The sequence below is a fragment of the Thioalkalivibrio sp. genome, from assembly GCF_041690275.1.
Classification (GTDB): Bacteria; Pseudomonadota; Gammaproteobacteria; order Ectothiorhodospirales; family Ectothiorhodospiraceae; genus Thioalkalivibrio.
Genome location: NZ_JAWLHP010000007.1, coordinates 18,277 through 36,341 on the forward strand (window position 1 = coordinate 18,277; position 18,065 = coordinate 36,341).

The 18,065-nt window shown below is 68.4% G+C and carries 12 protein-coding genes; 1 reads left to right on the forward strand and 11 read right to left on the reverse strand.

Annotated features, from left to right (window positions below):
• Window positions 1-59 precede the first annotated feature (59 nt).
• The 11 genes from ACESMN_RS02165 to ACESMN_RS02215 all read right to left on the reverse strand — a co-directional run bounded on the left by ACESMN_RS02165 (window position 60) and on the right by ACESMN_RS02215 (window position 14,977).
• The gene (locus ACESMN_RS02165; RefSeq protein ID WP_373051946.1) at window positions 60-728 is read right to left on the reverse strand and encodes a sulfite exporter TauE/SafE family protein; all 669 of its coding nucleotides are present in this window, start codon (window positions 726-728) and stop codon (window positions 60-62) included.
• Between the two features lie 372 nt (window positions 729-1,100).
• Complete coding sequence (locus tag ACESMN_RS02170; protein ID WP_373051947.1) at window positions 1,101-1,694, reverse strand: TlpA family protein disulfide reductase; 594 nt, start codon at window positions 1,692-1,694, stop codon at window positions 1,101-1,103.
• A 4-nt stretch (window positions 1,695-1,698) separates the two neighbouring features.
• Window positions 1,699-2,697, reverse strand: a complete 999-nt coding sequence (locus ACESMN_RS02175; RefSeq protein ID WP_373051987.1) for a hypothetical protein — start codon at window positions 2,695-2,697, stop codon at window positions 1,699-1,701.
• On the reverse strand, window positions 2,697-3,407 hold the full coding sequence (locus tag ACESMN_RS02180; protein ID WP_373051948.1) for an ABC transporter ATP-binding protein: 711 nt from the start codon (window positions 3,405-3,407) through the stop codon (window positions 2,697-2,699). The genes ACESMN_RS02175 and ACESMN_RS02180 overlap by 1 nt, the downstream gene beginning before the upstream one ends.
• On the reverse strand, window positions 3,404-4,546 hold the full coding sequence (locus tag ACESMN_RS02185; RefSeq protein WP_373051949.1) for an ABC transporter permease: 1,143 nt from the start codon (window positions 4,544-4,546) through the stop codon (window positions 3,404-3,406). The genes ACESMN_RS02180 and ACESMN_RS02185 overlap by 4 nt, the downstream gene beginning before the upstream one ends.
• Window positions 4,539-4,862 (reverse strand): hypothetical protein, encoded by a 324-nt coding sequence (locus ACESMN_RS02190; RefSeq protein WP_373051950.1) that lies wholly within the window; start codon window positions 4,860-4,862, stop codon window positions 4,539-4,541. The genes ACESMN_RS02185 and ACESMN_RS02190 overlap by 8 nt, the downstream gene beginning before the upstream one ends.
• Before the next feature lie 167 nt (window positions 4,863-5,029).
• The gene (locus ACESMN_RS02195; RefSeq protein ID WP_373051951.1) at window positions 5,030-8,869 is read right to left on the reverse strand and encodes a translocation/assembly module TamB domain-containing protein; all 3,840 of its coding nucleotides are present in this window, start codon (window positions 8,867-8,869) and stop codon (window positions 5,030-5,032) included.
• A complete protein-coding gene (locus tag ACESMN_RS02200; protein ID WP_373051952.1) occupies window positions 8,866-10,644 on the reverse strand; it encodes an autotransporter assembly complex protein TamA in 1,779 nt (592 codons plus the stop codon). Before ACESMN_RS02200 ends, ACESMN_RS02195 begins: the two co-directional genes overlap by 4 nt.
• A 139-nt stretch (window positions 10,645-10,783) precedes the next feature.
• Entirely contained in the window at window positions 10,784-11,881 is a 1,098-nt protein-coding gene (locus ACESMN_RS02205; RefSeq protein ID WP_373051953.1) for an ABC transporter ATP-binding protein, read from the reverse strand.
• Entirely contained in the window at window positions 11,878-13,647 is a 1,770-nt protein-coding gene (locus ACESMN_RS02210; RefSeq protein ID WP_373051954.1) for an ABC transporter permease, read from the reverse strand. Before ACESMN_RS02210 ends, ACESMN_RS02205 begins: the two co-directional genes overlap by 4 nt.
• Before the next feature lie 298 nt (window positions 13,648-13,945).
• Entirely contained in the window at window positions 13,946-14,977 is a 1,032-nt protein-coding gene (locus ACESMN_RS02215) for a Fe(3+) ABC transporter substrate-binding protein (RefSeq protein ID WP_373051955.1), read from the reverse strand.
• A gap of 145 nt (window positions 14,978-15,122) precedes the next feature.
• Between ACESMN_RS02215 and glnE the strand changes: the two genes are divergently transcribed.
• Entirely contained in the window at window positions 15,123-18,053 is a 2,931-nt protein-coding gene (gene glnE / locus ACESMN_RS02220; RefSeq protein WP_373051988.1) for a bifunctional [glutamate--ammonia ligase]-adenylyl-L-tyrosine phosphorylase/[glutamate--ammonia-ligase] adenylyltransferase, read from the forward strand.
• Window positions 18,054-18,065 lie beyond the last annotated feature (12 nt).

Genomic DNA, 18,065 nt, shown 5'->3' on the forward strand with positions numbered 1-18,065 from the left:
TCACCCGGTACCCCTCTGAACCGCTGCGGGCGGGCGAGCGGGGGTTGTTCGAGGCTCGCTCAGGCACCCGTCAGTCCTCGCATTACCTGGAAATAGCTGATGCCCTGGTAAAGGGTGGCTGCGCCCAGAGCGATCACGCAGAGGGCCGCGGCCTGCATCAGCCGGCCCCGGGCCTTGCAGCCGAGGCGGCCGACAACGACGCTCAGCGTCAGCATCGAGGGCAGGGTGCCGACGCCGAAGGCCAGCATCAGTGCCGCGCCGGGCACAGGCCCGCCCGCCGTGGTGGCCTGCACGGCGACCGCAAGGGTCAGGGAGCAGGGCATGAAGCCATTGATCGTGCCGCCGATCAGTGCACCGGCCAGTGGCCCCCGCCGGTCGGCGGTGCGCAGCGCGTGATTCAGCAGTCCGGTGGGCAGCACCGAGATGCCAAAGCGGCGCAGTGGCCCGATGCCGAGCAGGTCCAGGCCCAGCAGGATCACGATGATGCCCGCGAGGATCATCAGGACCCCCTGCGCAACGCCCAGCGACCCGGCCGAGATCAGCAGCCCCACCGCACCGGCGGCGGCCCCGGCGGCCACGTACACCGACACGCGCGCGCCATGGTAGGCTGCATAGGTGGCCGGGTTCTTCGAGTGACGGCCCATCTTCAGGAAGAAGGCCGACACCAGCCCTCCGCACATCCCCACGCAGTGACCGCTGCCCAGCAGGCCGGCGAGAAAAGCGATCACCCACGTGTACTCAGGCTGCATGGGCTTGGCTGTTGCGGTTGTTGCTGATGTTGGGGCCGGGCAGGTGCCGGGGAGCGGTTGGGGTCCCCGGCGTTGTGGGTGGGAGCACTTCCGGACACGCTCGAGCCGTCCATGGGCGCTTGAAGTCGGCCATCCATGGCCTCCTGCAGTCCGGAAGTGCTCCCCCCCACAACGCCTCCTGACCGCCGTGCAGGGGTCGTGCGGCAGGCACGAGAGTGAGTCCCAGTCGACGTGTGGGAATGGTTATCCCTGTCGCTGGCCGGCAAGAGGCGAGGGGGAGCGGCCTTGAACGGGTGTCGGCAGCACGGATGCTGCCGTCAAGCCTACAGGGATGTATACACGGCGTCCCGCTCAAGGCCGTTCCCCCTCGCCGACCAGCGTCGAACCTGGCCCCGCGTGCCCGTTTCGCCTACTGGCGCTTGAGGCTGGTACCGCGTTGGATTCGGATTCGGCAAGAAGCGGCACCGCGAGGCGCTCGAAGGTGGCGGCGTCCGATTCGCCGAGGATGCGGCTGCGGACGATGCCTTCCCGGTCGACGAAGAAGGTGACGGGGATGGCGATCACTCCGTAGCGGCGGGCGATGGTGGAGTCGGGGTCGAGCAGGGTGGGGTAGGAGTAGCCGACGCGGTCGACGAAGCGCTCGACGCGGCTGCGGTCCTGGCCGACGTTCACCGCGAGGATCTCGAGGCCCTGTTCGCGCAGCCGCTGGTAGACGGGTTCCAGTGCCTGCATCTCTCCCCGGCAGAAGGGGCACCAGTCGGCCCAGAAGCGCACGGCGACGACCTCGCCAAGTCGTTCTTCCAGCGCGATCCGGCCGCCTGCGAGTTGCTCCAGTTCCAGCGGCGGGGCCGGCTCGTCGTTCGCGACCGTCGTCCGTTCGCTGCCGCAGCCGGCGAGCAGCGCGAGGAGCACCAGGAAGGCGATGACTGTTCTGGGCGTATGCATGTCTTCAGTAGCCGAGCAGGATCAGGTTGGATTGCCAGGAGAGCCAGGCCGTCAGCGCGGCGAAGAGAGCGAGCCCGGTTGCAGCGGCGACCACCAGCGGCGGCGCGGCCCTCGCCAGTACGGCGCGCAGGCCTTCCCGTTGCGCGAATGCGGAGGTGAACGCGAGGCCGATGCCCAGGGCGGTGGCGACGAACAGCGGCAGATACAGCGCGTAGCCGATGCGGCCGTATTCGGGCTGCAGCAGGCAGAACGGGCAATGATGCAGCGGGTGTTCGTACACGTACAGGGACAGGAAGGCGACGATCGCGGCGATCGCGACCGGGAAACTCAGCGCCGCGAGGGTCCCGAAGAGCAGCAGGCCGCGGCGCCAGCGCAGGTAGACCCCGGCCGCGGCCAGCGCGAGCCCGATGGTGCCGTACAGCGCGATCATCGTTGGCAGCGCGGGCAGTCCGGCCATGTGCGCCGCCACCGACTCGCTGTCCTGGCTGAAGAGGCTGCCGCAGCAGGAGGTGATCACGTCGGGATCGAGCTGCAGGAAGAAGGCGAGCTGGGTGCCGGCGGTGACCACGGCCAGCGGCAGGATGAGCAGCACCAGGCCGTACTTCGCGCGGATCAGCGGGTAGTCGGGTGCGCGCCTGTCCATCCGGTGCATCAGCAGCCAGGCGGCGGCGAGAAAGAACAGGCCGATGCGCAGCAGCAGCGCCGGCAGGCCCCAGGGGTTTGCGTTCAGCGTCCCCACCGCGCACATCGCACCGACGATCTGCAGGGCCATGCGATCCACGGCGTGGACGAACAGCGGGAGCGCCAGGAGTTGGGCGAGGAACACCAGTCCGAGGATGGCCGCGACCAGGTGGGTCCGCTTTTCCAGGCGCAGCTGGCGTGCATGGCCGCTGGAAGGGTCCCAGTGACGAAGCACCTGCAGCGCGAACAGCCCGGCCGGGATCAGCAGCAGCAGGCCGAGCAGGTCGGCCAGGAGCAGCGCGAGGATTGGCGTCTGCACCATCATCCGGCAGGCCCCCGCTTGCCTTGATGGTCCGCGACCAGCCGGCCGTCGCGCAGCTCCACCACCCGATCGACCACAGAGGCCTCGCGCACCAGCGGGTCATGGCTGCTGAGCAGCAGGGTGCGGCCGTCGGCGCGAAGGCCGGATACGATGTCGAGGAAGGCGAGCGACAGCGCGGTGTCCAGGTTCGCCGTGGGTTCATCGGCGATCAGCACCGCGGGGTCGTTGATCAGCGCGCGCGCGATCGCAGTGCGCTGGGCCTCGCCGCCGGACAGGGATTCCACCTGCGCATCGACCCGGTTGCCGATCCCCAGCCGTTCCAGCAGCCCGGTGGCACGGCGGGTCAGGGAGCGATGGGGCGTGCCCAGCGGATAGGCGGGAAGCATCACATTGTCGAGGACCGTCAGGCCGCGTATCAGGTTGAAGCGCTGGAAGACGAATCCGAAGGTCTGCCGGCGCAGCGCCGCCAGGAAGGGCTCCGGGAGACCGGAGATGTCGCGGCCGTCGAGTCGCACGCGCCCCTCGGTCGGCCTCGCGAGGCAGCCGATGAGCGTGAGCAGCGTGGTCTTGCCAGACCCGCTCGGCCCGGCCAGCACGGTCACGCCGCCGGCGGGCAGCGACAGGTCGATCCCGTCGATTGCCCAGAAGGCGTTGGGACGACCCTCCTGAAAGGCCTTGCGCACGCCGTGCAGCTCCACCCGCGCGTTCACCGCATCACCTCGTCCGGATCGGTGACCGCGGCGCGCCATACCGGCACCAGGGTGGCGGCGAGATAGGGCAGCACGGTCAGGAAGAACAGCGCGAGGAGCTGCGTCGCGTCGATGGCGGGGGTCAGGCGGAAGTCGGGGTAGAGCACGGACCAGCCCTGCATCACCGGGGCCAGCAGCGGCGCGGACAGGCCGAAGACGTGCCAGTAAGCGGCGGCGGTACCGAACAGGAAGGCGAGCAGGGACAGCAGTCCGCCCTCCCAGAGCTTCATCGCGAGCACGTCGCCGGTCTCCCAGCCAATGGCCTTCAGGATCCCGATCTCGCGACGTTCGTCCGCGGACAGGCCCGAGGCCTTCTCCCAGGCGAGGATCGCGAAGGCCAGCAGCGTGCCGGACAACGGCAGCAGCACCAGCGCCGAACGCCAGTCGAAGACCGCGTCGTAGGTGCGCAGCATCTCGTCGCGCAGGATCGGGCGGCTGTCCGGCAACGCCTCGCGCACCTTTTCGGCCACGGTCCGCTCCTCGCGCGGATTCGGGATCTGCAGCGCCAGATCGGTGTACTGGCCGTCGGGGATGCCGAACAGCGCCCGGAAATCGGATTCCGCGACCAGGAACAGATCGGCGCTGGCCAGGGCCGACTCCTGCGGCAGGACCGCGGCGATCTGAAACGGGCGTAGCGTGCCGTCATGGCCGCGGAAACCGAGCACGTCACCGCTCTCGGCACCGCGGGCGCGCGCGAGTGCCGGGCCGATGACCGCGGTGCCCGGCTCGATGCCGGCTCCCGGCGGAACCAGGAGGGTGTAGTTGGCCCGCACGGCGGGATCGTAGTGATACCCCCAAAGCCGGCCCTCCGCCGCGCGGACGCCCCGGATTCCGCGCAGGGTCTGCGCGTGCTGCCCGGAGATCAGTGCGTGGCGGCCCGCGACCATCCGCTGCACGACGATGTCCGGCGCCTCCGCCAGGAGCAGGGCCGCCTCGTGCTTGAGCGCGCTGGAGTAGAACAGGACCGAGGCCAGCAGGAAGACCATGGCCGCATAGACCAGCAACAGACCCAGGTTCCGGGCCCGCCGCCGGGTCATCGAGGCCACGGTGTGGTCGAGCAGGTAGCGCTGCCGCGCCAGGGTCCGGCGCAGCTCAGTCATGCAGGTGCGCAGGCGGCCGGATCAGGCTCCCGGAAGGGAAGTGCTCCAGTGCGGCCGGATGGTTCTGAAAGGGCGCAAACCGGTCGGCGAGCGCGGGGTGACGGGTGTAACGGGCCTCGGTGAACAGCGCCAGCCCGGTCAGCCGCAGTTCGCGGACGAGCTCCTGGGCGGACGTCGTGTGCGGGCGGGCAGGGGGCTGCCCAAGCACCGCGTGCACCAGCGACGCGCCCAGTGCAAGACTCCCGAGCATCACCAGCAGGATCGCGCGATCTCCCGGTCGCGATGCCCGTCTCTGCCTCGCCCTGTCCCCTTCCACTGCCGGCCACTCCACCTGCGCACTCGACGCCGTTTATGCAGCGTCCGTGCCAGTGCCGGAATCGGGCGGCCGCGGGGGTTTCCGCCTGCGCGCGGATGCCACGCGGTGCTGGATATCGCGCAGGGTGCGGCAAATGCAGCATCCGGTGGGCGGCGGCGGGTGCCCGTTCAGCGCTCGATACGGTAGATCAGGTCGATGCCCTGTTCATCGGCGCTGGAGGTGGTCTCCACGCTGAGTGAGCGGGTCAGCTCGTATCGGAGCATTACCTGGGAACCGCCATCGAAGAGACCGATGCCGTAACTGAGCAACAGCCGCGGCGACAGATAGGTACCGATGGTCAGGACACTCTCGTCCAGGCCGCCCTCGGTGTCGAGCTCGACCTCGAGCCCCAGTTCGCTCCCGAGGCGCTGGGTGATCAGCCCGGCCTGTTCCAGACCCCAGGCGGCCGCGGCGCCCGCGATCAGGTTTCCGTCGCTCTCGGAGGCACCGGACAGAGGCCGACCGGTCAGCAGGAAGGCCATCGCCTCGGTGTCGTCCATCGGGGGTTCGGAGAAGACCTGAGAACTCAGTGCGTCGGGGGTGCCGCCGATCTCCACGCCGACCACCACGTCATGGGCAGGCACCCGTCGTACCGCCCGCAGATCGAGCTGCGGGCTGTCGACCGGACCCTGGAAGATCACGAGTCCGCGTTCGATGCTCAGGTCCTGGCCCCAGGACTGGTAGCTGCCCTCCGGGACCTCGATGTCCCCGAAGAGCTGCAACGGGCGGCCGGGGATGTCGACCAGGTCGAGATCGCCGGCGAAGCGGGCCTCGAGGTCGAAGCCGTCGAAGCGCACGTCGTCGCCCAGGATCACGCGCACGCGGATGTCCATTGGCAACGCGGCCTCCGGCTCGGCCTCCTCGCCCACCACCACCTCATCCTGCGATACAGGGACCGAGCCCGGGGGCAGGTCCGGGGGGCGGATCATCGCCGAGGGGATGACGATCTCGCCCCGAACCGTCAGTAACTCGGGGCGGAATTCGACGTTCAGTTCGGGACTGATGCGCGCGCGGATATCGGAGCGGTCCACCGCCAGGAAGCGCTCGCCCCGGATGCGGATTCCGGCCTGCGGCTGCTGGTCCTGAAAGACCAGTTCACCCTCCAGGTACAGGGACTCGCCGCCGGAACGCAGTTCCCCGTCGAGACGCATCTCTTCCGCCGAGACCGCCTCGGCGACGAGCCGGGGGACCTCGAGCGTGATGCCCGCCTCGATGATCCTGGCGCTGAATTCCTCCAGCCGGACATCGCCGCTCAGTTGCGGAGCCTCGAGCAACCCTCCAATCTGGAGATCCGCCAGCAGGCGCCCGCGCACGTCCTGAACCTCGCGCGACAGGGCACCGGTCCACTCAAGGCTGTCCAGGCCGGCACGGAGTTCGCCGTCGATGCGGAAACTTCCGCCCTCGGGCCGCAGCTGCAGCGTGGCGCGCGCATCGCCTTCATCGAGGAAGGACAGGCCGCCATCGGCATCCACGCTGCGGTCGTCGACCCGAACCGCGAGCCGCAGGTCCCGGTACGGGATCTCCTTTGTCGTGCCGTCGATCATTGCGAACGCGACCTGGCCGGCGGCGGGGGGTACGTCCAGTTCGGCCTGCAGACGCCCCGCCGGATCCACCGAGGCGCGCAGGCGGGCATTCAGCAGGCCCTCGATCGCGGTCTCGGGCGGCAGCAGCGGAGAGAGCCAGGCGAGATCGGCGTCCTCGAGAGAGGCGCGTGCCTGTCCCCCCCTGCGCTCTTCCCAGTCACCCTGAAGGCACAGCCGCGCCTCCTCCCGCCCCAGACAGAGCTCACCCAGGGCTGCGCGCTCCGGGCTCGCACTCACCCGCACCGGCTCCCGCAGGGCCCATTCACCCGCCAGCGTCTGCGCGATGTCCAGCCGTTCCAGCCGCCCGTCCCAGCGGCTCCGGTCCAGCTCGTAGCCACCCGATGCCTGCAGTTCGACGCGGCCGAGATCGGCGGCATCGACCGCCAGCGTGAGCCGGTGGTCCGAGGCCCGCCCATCGGCCGTGGCGCGGACCTCCTCGATGTTCTGTGCCGCGGCCTGGATGCCCGACAGGCGCAGGTCCAGCTCCGCCGGGGCCTCCGGGTCCAGGCCCGCGTCCAGCCGGAGCTGCAGGCCATCCAGTCCGAATTCCGCATAGCGCAGCCCTGATCCCTCGCCGGTCGCGGTGACCCGCGGGCTCTCCATCGTGCCGGAGAGCTCCGCATCCAGCTGGATCCGCCCGGCGAGTTCGGGGAGGATGCGGTCGAGTTCGGGCGCGTCCACCGCCAGCTCCAGTGCCAGAATCTCGTCGATGTCGCCCCTCGCGGTGATGCGGTTCGCCCCGACGCCGAGGTCCAGCCGGTCGATCCGGATGCGCTGACCATTGACGGCCGCCGCGGCGATCCCATCGACCGGCTGCCCGTCGACCCGGCCCGTGAGTTCGGTCAGATTGATTTCCGCCTGGAGGTCGCGGGTCTCCAGGCCGATGCGTCCCGCGGCCGCGAAGCGAAGCCGGTCCAGCGCGAGTTGCCGTTCCGGGAGCAGGAAGCCGAGGTCCAGCGCATCCGCGGACAGCGACAGGTCAAAGGGCGTCTCGGCCCCCAATTGGGCCTCGCCGCTGGCCCGCAGGATTCCCTCGGGACCCAGGCGCAGCAACAGCTCCTCGATGCTGGCGGTCCCCTGTTCCACCCGTATCCGGCCGCGGCCCTCGAGATCCTGCCCGGCCACGCGTGCGCGAAGTTCGCTGATCTCCATCGAGGCCGCGATCGCCAGTAGCCGGTCTTCCAGGCCCGGGTCCGGGACCTGTGGCAACGAGCCGGCGCTGTCGAGGAGGAGCGTTTCGATCGTGGCCTCGGGCTCCAGACCGAAGGCCTGGGCCGAGAGTCCGCGGATTCCGGCCTGCAGTTCCCAGGTCAGGGTCTCTCCGAGACCCACCTGGCCCCGGAGGCTGGCCTGGCCGGCATCACTGCGCAGGTCAAGCGCCTCGATCGCGATCTGTTCCATCGAACCGTCGAGTGCCGCCTCGAGCCGGACGGCCGGCAGGCCGGTCAGCTGCGCGGCGGTGGCGGCGGTCGCGGTCCAGTCCTCGAGCCCCCCGTGCAGGGTGATCTCGCCGCCATCGATCGCGGCGGCGGTCTCCGGGTCGATCCGGTATTCGAAGGCCGTCCACTGGTTGTGCAGGCGCACCTGCGGAGTGCCGAGCAGATCCTCCGCGGTGAGCCGGGTATCCAGCGACACTCCGGCCTGCAGGTCGTGAGTGGCCACCAGCGATCCCAGCAGGTTGCCGTCGATCACCAGTTCGCCCTCGGCGTGCGTGGTCCCCAGCGCCGCCGCCGGCGCCTCGGGCAAGGAGGCGCGCCATTGTCCCTCGGCACGCACCGGGTAGGCGCCCGCGGGCCGCAGTTCGGCATCGGCCCGTGCCTCGACTCCCGGCATCATGAATTCCAGCGCCGACAGGCGCAGGGCCTCCGGGCCGGCATCGAGCCTCAGGGCAAGCCGGTCCACTTCCAGCAGTGTTTCACCACCGCGCAGCAGCAGCAGGTCCGCCAGCACGAACCGCTCGATCGCCACCGTTACCGGAAGCTCGATCGCATCCGGCAATACCAGCGGCGCCCGCGGCTCGGGCGCTTCGGGTGGTTCCGTTTCGGGTTCCGGCAATTCGATGCTCAGGCCCGCGAGGCTGAGTTCAGGGAACCTCACGGTGAGCCTCAGCAGCGGGACCGCGTCCAGCCGGACCCGCCCCTGCTCCAGGAACACCCGCGTCCCGGCCGACTCCACCTCGAGTCCGGTCAGCGACAGCCCGCGGAACAGCGTTCCATCGACCGTATCGACGCGAAATTCCACCGGGGCATGACGCTCGGCCTGGGCAAACAGCCAGCGGGTGCCGTCCTCGGTCGCCACCAGGGCGACGGCGCCGGCCAGCACCAGCAGCACCAGGATCAGCACCCAGCCCAGCAGGCCCAGCACGATGCGCAGCGAACGCCTCACAGGTCCGGTCCCATCGTGAAGTGAATCCGAAAGCTGTCCTTGGAATCGGGGGCGTGGGCGAGATCGAGACGTATCGGTCCGACCGGGGAGCGCCAGCGCACTCCGAAGCCGCCGCCCTCCTTCAGATCGTAGTCGTCGAAGTCGTTGAAGGCGTTGCCCGCGTCGAGGAATACGGCGACGCCCCAGTTGCCCTCGCCGATCGGATGATCGTATTCGACACTGCCGACCAGCAGGTGCCGTCCGCCGATCACGTTGCCCTGGTCATCCTCCGGACCGAGCCGCTCGAAGCCGAAGCCGCGGACGCTGGTGTCGCCGCCGGCGAAGAAGCGCAGCGAAGTGGGCAGCTGCTCCACGCGCGCGTTGCCGGTCAGTCCGGCCTCGCCGCGCAGGATCAGCCTCCCGGCGCCCAGTCCGGAGATCCATTTGGCATTGCCCCGCAATTGCACGAATGTCACCGTGGAGGCCAGTTGCTCCGCCGCACCCTGGCCGAGAAGGTCCACTCGATACCCGTTGCGTGGGTAGAGAAAGTCGTCCGCCCGGGTGCGGTTGATCCGGTAGGAGGGAATCAGCAGCCTCGAGGTGTCACGCACGTCGCCGACAGTGAAGTCCTCATACTCGTAGCGGAGACCCTGGGTCGTCTGCCAGCCCGATGGAAGACGCTGGATCCGGCTGATGCCGACCTGGAAGCGGTCCGATTCGCTGGTGTCCGTGTCTTCGGTGGTGTAGGAGGTAAACAGGCTCAGGTTGTCGTTCAAGGGGTCGGCCAGCGGGATGTCGTAAGTGAAGCCGATACCGGAACGTTTCTCCGACAGTTCGGCCTCGGCGTTGTAACGGTGTCCGCGCCGGTTCACGTAGCGGCGGTCGATCCCGACCCCGAGGCGCGGGCCGATGTCGGTGGAATACCCGAGGCGGATCTCGTAGGCGGTCCGCTTGCGCGGAGTGATCTCGGTCGTTATCGGCACCTCTCCCTCCGACCGCGCGTCCAGGAGGGGGCGTACGCGTACCGCGTCGAAATAACCGCTGTCCCTCAGGTTCTTTTGGAGCTGAATGATCTGCCGGGAGTTGTACGGATCACCGCGCTCGAACGGGAACAGCCGGGCGACGAAGGCGTCTTGCAGGATCTCCTGCTCCAGCGTGATGCCGCCGAAGCGGTAGCGTGGCCCGCTGTCGAGACGCATCCGGATCCGCGCCTCGTTCGATTCCGGGTCGACCAGCAGCCGGCTTTCGCTCAGTTCGGCGTCGAAATACCCGCGGTCCGAGGCGATCCCCGTCAGACGGGAGCGCAGGCGGTCGTGGGCATCGTGCCGCAGCGGATCACCCGGGGCGATGCCGGGCTCCGAGACCACCGCCGCGAAGGCGGGATCGTCGGCGCCCTCACCGGTGACCCGGACATCCACCTCGACGATGCGCGCCACGGGCCCCGGTTCCACCGTGACCTTCAGGTCCCAGCAGGTCCCGGTGCGGGCGAGCGCGACATCGATGTCCGGCTGGTAGTGACCCAGCGCCCGCAACGCCTGGCGGGCGCGGTCGGCCGCAGTGCGCGTGATCCTGGTTTCCCGGGCGGCCGGAAGCTCGCACTCGTAGCGTCGCATGGGCACGAAGGCCCGGATGTTCTGCCGCTGTTCCGCGGTTCCACCCTCGATCTGCAGGCGGGGCTGGTCCTCGGCCATCACGGGCGAGATCGCGCCCAGCGCCATCAGCAGCAGCCCGGAAAGAATCCTGGAACGGAATTCCGTGCGCGGTCGGACTCGCCTTGGTTGTTCGGGGTGCGTCATCGAGTCTGCGCGGCCATGAGGAGGGGACGCTTGGGGGGACCGGCGCGACCTGTTCACCATGACTCATCATGCATGGGTCCACCATGATAACGCGAATGGATCGCGCGCCGGGCGCAGTGCCGGCGGTGCCGCATCGCCCTCAGCGCCGTGTGGCGCCGCTTTCGCCTCGGGGAAACACCACCAGGTGTGAGAAGTTCAGGCGCAGCCGAACGTGATCCGACACCACGAAGTTGTCGTGACTCGGTGCAACGCACAGGATCTCCGTGCCGTCGCGCAGTCTCAGCGTATACAGGAAATCCGCGCCACGGAACGCCTTCGACAGCACCTCAGCCTCGATCTCGCCCTGCTCGTTGTCGAGCGCGACGTCGTCCGGACGCACCAGGACATCCAGGGCCGTGCCGGGAACGAAACGATCGGACAGCGGTCCGCGGATCCTGCCCAGTGCGGTCTCGACGCAATCGTTCTCGCAGACCTTGCCCGGGATGATCGCCCCCTCGCCGACGAAATCGGCAACGAAGCGGTCGGCGGGCCGGTGGTACAGGTGATAGGCACTGTCCCACTGCGAGAGCCGGCCATTGTTCAGTACCGCGATGCGGTCGGCGAAGGCGAAGGCCTCGTTCTGATCGTGGGTCACCAGGATCCCGGTGGTGTCCTCGGCGCGCAGAATGGCGCGGACCTCGCGGGCAATATCGGTGCGCAGTTCAACGTCCATGTTCGAGAAGGGTTCGTCGAGCAGCAGCAGCTCCGGCCTCGGCGCCAGCGCCCGCGCCAGCGCGATGCGCTGCTGCTGGCCGCCGGAGAGTGCATGCGGGTAGGCGCGTTCGTATCCCGACAGGCCGATCAGCCGCAGCAGTTCCCGCACCCTGCGGTCACGGTCTCCGCGGCTCCAGCGGCGGAGACCGAAGGCGATGTTGCCGGCGACGTCGAGATGCGGGAACAGTGCGAAGTCCTGGAACACCATGCCCACGCTGCGCTTCTCCGGCGGCAGCGTGAAACCCGGTCGGCTGACGCTCTCGCCGTTGAGACGGATCTCTCCCCGCATCACGCCCTCGAAACCGGCGATCGCGCGCAGCAGCGTGGTCTTGCCGCAGCCGGACGGACCCAGCAGACAGCCGATCTGGCCGCGCGGGAGTTCCAGCGAGATCGCGTGCACGACGCGCTGGCCGGCGTAGCCGACGTCGACGTCGTCGAGTACCACCTCCGCGGCGGCAGCGGGATTTCTGCTTGTGATGGTCATGCGCCTCGCGTGCCGGCCGGAACGGCGATCGGCTCCGTCCGGGCGGAGTCGCCGTTCCGCCGGCGCATCCGCTGCCGCTGCCCCGGACGGGATCGTTCGATGGTCAGGCTGAGCAGGATAACCGGTAGCAGCCCGACCAGCACGATTGCCAGCGCGGCGCTGGATGATTCCGCCAGGCGCTCGTCCCCGGCGAGCTCGAAGGCGCGAACCGCGAGGGTATTGAAGTCGAACGGGCGCAGGATCAGCGTTGCCGGCAGTTCCTTCAGTACGTCGACGAAGACCAGGAGCAGCGCAGTCAGCAGCGTGCCGCGCATGATCGGCAGGTGCACGCGCGTCAGCGTGCCCAGCGGACGCACCCCGAGTGAGCGCGCGGCGTCGTCCATGCTCGGTTTTATCTTGCCGAGCCCGGCCTCGACGGTCTGCAGCGACACCGCAAGGAACCGCACCACATAGGCGAACAGCAGGGCGAACAGGGTACCGGACAGCAGCAGCCCGGTGGAGATGCCCAGCCAGTCGCGCATCAAGGAGTCGAACGTGTTGTCGAACCATGCGAAGGGCAGCATCACTCCGATCGCGATCACGGTTCCGGGAACCGCGTAGCCGAGCCCGGCCACGCGCACCGCGATCGCGGTGATCGGGCCGCCCTGCATCCGCCGCGCATAGGCCAGGACCAGTGCCAGAGTGACCGCGATCGCCGCCGCCATCGCCGCGAGATAGAAGGTGTTGAACACGAGTTGTGCGAAGTCGGGGTTCATCCAGTGCTCGCGGGTGCGCACCGCCCAGATCGAGAGCTGCATGGCCGGGATCAGGAAGCCGAGGAGGACGGGCAGAAGACAGGCGGCTACCGCGGCGCTCGCCTTCCAGCCGCGCAGGCGGTAGCGCGGCAGGTTGGAATACCTCGAAGAGGTGTGGTGGAAGCGCGCCCGCATCCGCGACCATCGCTCGAGGAGGATCAGCACGAACACGAAGCTGAGCAGCACGGCGGCGAGCTGTGCGGCTGCAGCGGGATCCGCGAGGCCGTACCATGTCCGGAAGATGCCGGTGGTGAAGGTGGGAATGCCGAAATAGGCGACCGTGCCATAGTCCGCGAGGACTTCCATCAGGGCCAGCGTCAGGCCCGCAATCACCGCCGGGCGCGCGAGCGGCAGCGCCACCCGCAGGAAACTGGCGTAAGGGCCGCTGCCGAGGGTCCGGGAGACCTCGAGCACGCAGACCGACTGTTCCAGGAACGCCGCCCGGGTCAGCAGATAGACATAGGGGTACAGGACCAGGGTCAGCATCAGCATCGCCCCGGTCAGCGACCGGATTTCCGGGAACCAGTACTCCCCGAAACCCAGCCCGGTCAGTTCCCGGAACAGGGTCTGCACCGGACCGGCGAAATCGAGCATGCCGGTGTAGGTGTAGGCGATGATGTATGCCGGCATCGCGAGCGGCAGCATCAGTGCCCACTGAAAGACGCGCCGGCCCGGGAACTCGCAGACGCTGACCAGCCAGGCCACCGGCACCCCGATCACCAGGACGCCGACGCCCACCCCGAACAGCAGCAGCAGCGAGTTGGCCACGTACTCGCCGAGCATGGTCTCGCGAAGGTGGGACCAGACCTCGCCCGACGGAATGAAGACATGGGCGAAGATCACGAGCACGGGCAGGGCCAGGACCAGGGCGACGGTGACCGCAGTGATCTGCCAGATGCCGGGCCGCGCAAGACGGCCGGGAAGCCAGGATCTGGGGGCTTGCGCAGGTTGGGAGGCGGCTTCCGTGATCATCGCCGCAAATAATAACCGTTCATATTCCGGAAGACACTGGGGGTCCCCCGGACGTGCCGCAACCGGAAGGCCGCGCGGGGTATTTCAATGCAGGAGCAATGCCGGGAGGGACGGGCTGTCTCCGCGAACAAAGCGGGCGAATACGGCGATCCGAATACAGTCCGGCCCGTCTCGCGCCAGCGTTGCGAGGCCGGACCCCGGCGACATGCGGCCAACGGTCATGGCCCTGGCGCCACTCCCGACGATGAAAGCCCCCTCCCCCGCTTGCGGGGGAGGGGAGAAGGGCGCGACCTTCACGCTAGCGCCAGCCGGCCCGGTCCATGATGCGGACGGCCTCTGCGTTGTACTGTCCCAGCAGGGACAGGTTCAGGCTGTCCGCCTTGAAGTCGCCGAGGCTCTGCAGGGTCTCACTGGCCGGCACCTCGGGGCGCACGGGGTACTCCTGGTTGACCTCGGCATACCAGCGCTGCGCCTCCTCCCTGGTAAGGTACTCGATCAGCTGGACGCCGTTCCCGGGATTCGGTGCGTGCGCGGTTACGCCGGCGCCGCTGATGTTCACGTGGGTTCCGCGGCCGTCCTGGTTCGGGAAGAACACGCCGATCTGTTCCGCTACGGCACGCTGCTCGGGATCATCTCCCGCGAGCATTCCACCCAGGTAATAGGTGTTGGCGATGGCGATGTCGCAGACACCGGCCGCGGCGGCACGGATCTGGTCGGTGTCGCCGCCCTGCGGGGGGCGCGCGAAGTTCGCGACCAGGCCCTCGGCCCACTCGCTCGTGGCCTCGGTGCCGTTGCTGGCGATCATCGATGCGACCAGGGACTGATTGTAGATGTTCGAGGAGGAGCGGATGCAGATGCGGCCGCGCCACTTCGGGTCGGTCAGCGCCTCGTAGGTTGACAGCTCCGAGGGATCGACCGTGTCCTTGTTGTACATGATCGGGCGTGCCCGCAGCGACAGCCCGTACCAGTGTCCGTCCACGTCCCGGAAGTTTTCCGGAATGCGCTCATTGAGCACGGGGGAGTCGACGGGGGACAGCACTTCCGCCTCCTTGGCCTGGTGCAGGTTTCCGGCGTCCACGGTAATCAGCACGTCGGCCGGAGAGTTGCGTCCTTCCAGGCGAAGGCGCTGTAGCAGCTCGTCGGCGCGTCCGGTCAGGAGGTTGACCGTGATCCCGGTGTCCCGGGTGAAGTCATCGAGCAGGGGCTTGATCAGGTTTTCCTGGCGGGCCGAGTAGACGTTGACCTCACCGTCGGCGCTGGCCGAGACGGGCAGGCCGATTGCGGCACCAAGTGCCGCGATGCCGAGGAGTCTCAGGGAATTTCGGAACATTTTTTTCACTCCGTTATGGTGTTGGTTCGCAAGTCACGAACAAGAACCATTGTCATTCGTATCCGTGTCTCAGTCAACAGTCAGAGTGGGCCGCGCCTTCGTGTTCACGCCGAGCAGGCGGGACTGGTAGTCTTGGCTGATGAGCGTGACGCCCCCGATCCCGCTGGAATCCCTCCCGCCCGCGGCGCGGGAGCGTGCCGTTTTCCTGCTGGAAGGGTTCCGCGAGCGTGCGCCCGATTTCCCCGGCGACATTCCGGGGGCGGAGCTGGTCCTGCTGTGCAGCGATTACGTGGCGCAGACGAGCATGCGGCACCCGGAGTACGTGCTGGAGTCCCTCGACGCCAACGGTCGGATGCCGCCGCGTTCCGACGAAGAGGTACGGGGCTGGCTTCGGGAGCGCCTGGCCGCAATCGCCGAGGAGACGGCGCTGAAGGCCTGTCTGCGGGAATTGCGCCACCGCGAGCTTATCCGGATCGCCTGGCGTGATCTGCTCGGGGAGGCCGGTCTCGATGAAGTGATGCACGACCTCACGAGGCTCGCGGAGACCCTGGTGCAGGGGGCGCTCGGCTGGCTGGAGGAACAGTTGCACAAGCGCTACGGGACCCCCCGTGACCACGAGGGTGCGGCGCAGTCGCTGGTGGTCCTGGGGATGGGCAAGCTCGGTGGCGGCGAGCTGAATTTCTCGTCGGATATCGACCTGATCTTCGCCTACTGGCACCCCGGCACCACGGATGGCGGGCGCAGCATCGAGAACCAGGAGTTCTTCCAGCGCCTGGGGCGTTCCCTGATCGCGGCATTGACCGAGGCGACCCCCGAGGGATTCTGTTACCGGGTCGACATGCGCCTGCGGCCCTTCGGCGACTCCGGACCCCTGGTGATGCACTTCGACGCGATGGAGGACTACTACCAGGGACACGGGCGCGAGTGGGAACGCTACGCGCTGATCAAGGCCCGTGCGATCGCGGGTGAGCCGGCGGCCGGCGAACGCCTGATGGAGAAGCTGCGTCCCTTCATCTACCGACGCTACCTTGATTACGGCGCCTTCGCGAACCTGCGCGACCTGAAGCGCATGATCAACGAGGAGTCGGCGCGCCGGGAGCGGGTGGAGGACGTCAAGCATGGCGGAGGCGGTATCCGCGAGGTCGAGTTCGTGGGACAGGTCTTCCAGCTGATCCGCGGCGGGCGCGATCGTGCACTGCAGCGCCGTGACCTGCTCGGGGTCCTGGACCTGCTCGGTGAGCGGCAGCTCCTGCCTCCCCACGCGGTGGACCAGCTGGTCACCGCCTATCGCTTCCTGCGCCGGGTGGAGAATCGCCTGCAGATGCAGAACGACCAGCAGACCCACCGGCTCCCGGCGCATCCCTTCGACCGCACCCGGCTCGCCCTGTCCATGGGTTTCACCGATGAGGCCTCCTTCGAGATGGCCCTGCTGCGGGAACAGCGACGGGTGCAGGCGCAATTCGAACAGGTCTTTTCGGCGCCCCAGCGGGAGAACGGGGACTCCCTCGAGGGTGCCCCGGGGACCCGGCGCACGCGGATGATCGGCCAGCTCTGGTCCATGGAACTGGATGAGAAAGAGGCGCTGCCGTTTCTGAGGGACATGGGTTTCGACGACCCGGTGACCGCATACGAGGGTGTCCGGGGCCTCCGGGACAGCCCGGTCACGCGCAGTCTCTCGGAAACGGGCCGGCAGCGGCTGGATCGGCTGATGCCCCTGTTGCTCGGGGCGCTGGCCGAACTGGACGCCCCGGATCCCGCGCTGCCCCGCGCGCTGCAACTGGTTAAGACGATCGCGCGCCGCTCGGTGTACCTGTCGCTCCTGGTGGAGAACCCGCTGGCGTTGTCGCAGCTGGTGAAGCTCTGCGATGCGAGCTCCTGGATCAGCGATCAGCTGACGCATTATCCCCTGCTGCTGGACGAGCTGCTCGACCCCAGAGTCCTGTACGCGCCCCCGGGACGCGAGGGGCTGAAGGAGGAGCTCGACCACGAACTGGGCCAGTTTCCGGTGGAGGATCAGGAACAGGTGCTGGACCGCCTGAGGCAGTACAAGCAGGTTCAGACCCTGCGTGTGGCCGCGGCGGACATCATGGGGCACCTGCCGGTGATGCGGGTCTCGGATCACCTCACCTGGCTGGCCGAGGTACTGCTGGAACGGGTGCTGGAGCTGTCCTGGAACCTGATGGTGGAGCGTCACGGTGAACCCTGGTGCGGAGAGGGGGCTGCGCGGCGCCGGGCGCATTTCGCGATCATCGGCTACGGGAAGCTTGGTGGCTTCGAACTGGGCTACGGTTCCGATCTCGATGTCGTCTTTCTGCACGACAGCAACGGAGAACCCGCCCGTACCAGCGGCCCGCGGGTGATCGAGAATTCGGAGTTCTTTGGGCGCGTGGCGCAGCGGGTGGTTCACCTGCTCGGTGCCTTCACGCCCGCCGGCCGGCTCTACGAGGTGGACACCCGGCTGCGGCCCAGCGGTCTCTCGGGGCTCCTGGTCAGCAGTCTGGATGCCTTCAGGCGCTATCAGGAGGGATCGGCCTGGACCTGGGAGCACCAGGCGCTGGTGCGCGCGCGATTCGTTGCCGGGGATGCCGACCTCGGTGAGCGCTTCGCCGAGGTCCGCCGGTGGATCCTCGCGCGTCCGCGCGATTCCGCGGCGCTGCGCAGGGAGGTCGTGGAGATGCGTGCCCGGATGCTGGCGGAGCATGCATCGCGCGATCCCGGGGTATTTGATCTGAAACGCGACCGCGGTGGTATTACTGACATCGAGTTCATGGTTCAATATTGGGTTTTGTCGAATGCGCGCAGGCATCCGGAGGTTTGCGACTGGCCCGACAAGGTGCGGACGCTCGAGGTGCTCGGGAGGACGGGCGTGATCACTCCGGCACTGGGGGCGGCCCTGGCCGACGCCTACCGCGACATGCGCAACCGGATCCACCGCCTTACGCTGGCCGGAGCAAGCACCCGCGTGAGCGACCCGCCCGAGGATCTGCGGGCGCTGCGGAAGCAGGTGATGGACAGCTGGGATGAGCTGTTCGGGGACGTCGCGGCCGATACCGCGGCGCCCGGGAAGACTGACTGAGGAGAGACCGAC

Bases quoted from the DNA above. Each gene is read 5' to 3' on its own strand.
- ACESMN_RS02215 (WP_373051955.1), bottom strand. From the start codon at position 14,977: ATGTTCCGAAATTCCCTGAGACTCCTCGGCATCGCGGCACTTGGTGCC.
- ACESMN_RS02175 (WP_373051987.1), bottom strand. From the start codon at position 2,697: ATGGTGCAGACGCCAATCCTCGCGCTGCTCCTGGCCGACCTGCTCGGC.
- ACESMN_RS02210 (WP_373051954.1), bottom strand. From the start codon at position 13,647: ATGATCACGGAAGCCGCCTCCCAACCTGCGCAAGCCCCCAGATCCTGG.
- ACESMN_RS02205 (WP_373051953.1), bottom strand. From the start codon at position 11,881: ATGACCATCACAAGCAGAAATCCCGCTGCCGCCGCGGAGGTGGTACTC.
- ACESMN_RS02185 (WP_373051949.1), bottom strand. From the start codon at position 4,546: ATGACTGAGCTGCGCCGGACCCTGGCGCGGCAGCGCTACCTGCTCGAC.
- ACESMN_RS02170 (WP_373051947.1), bottom strand. From the start codon at position 1,694: ATGCATACGCCCAGAACAGTCATCGCCTTCCTGGTGCTCCTCGCGCTG.
- ACESMN_RS02200 (WP_373051952.1), bottom strand. From the start codon at position 10,644: ATGACGCACCCCGAACAACCAAGGCGAGTCCGACCGCGCACGGAATTC.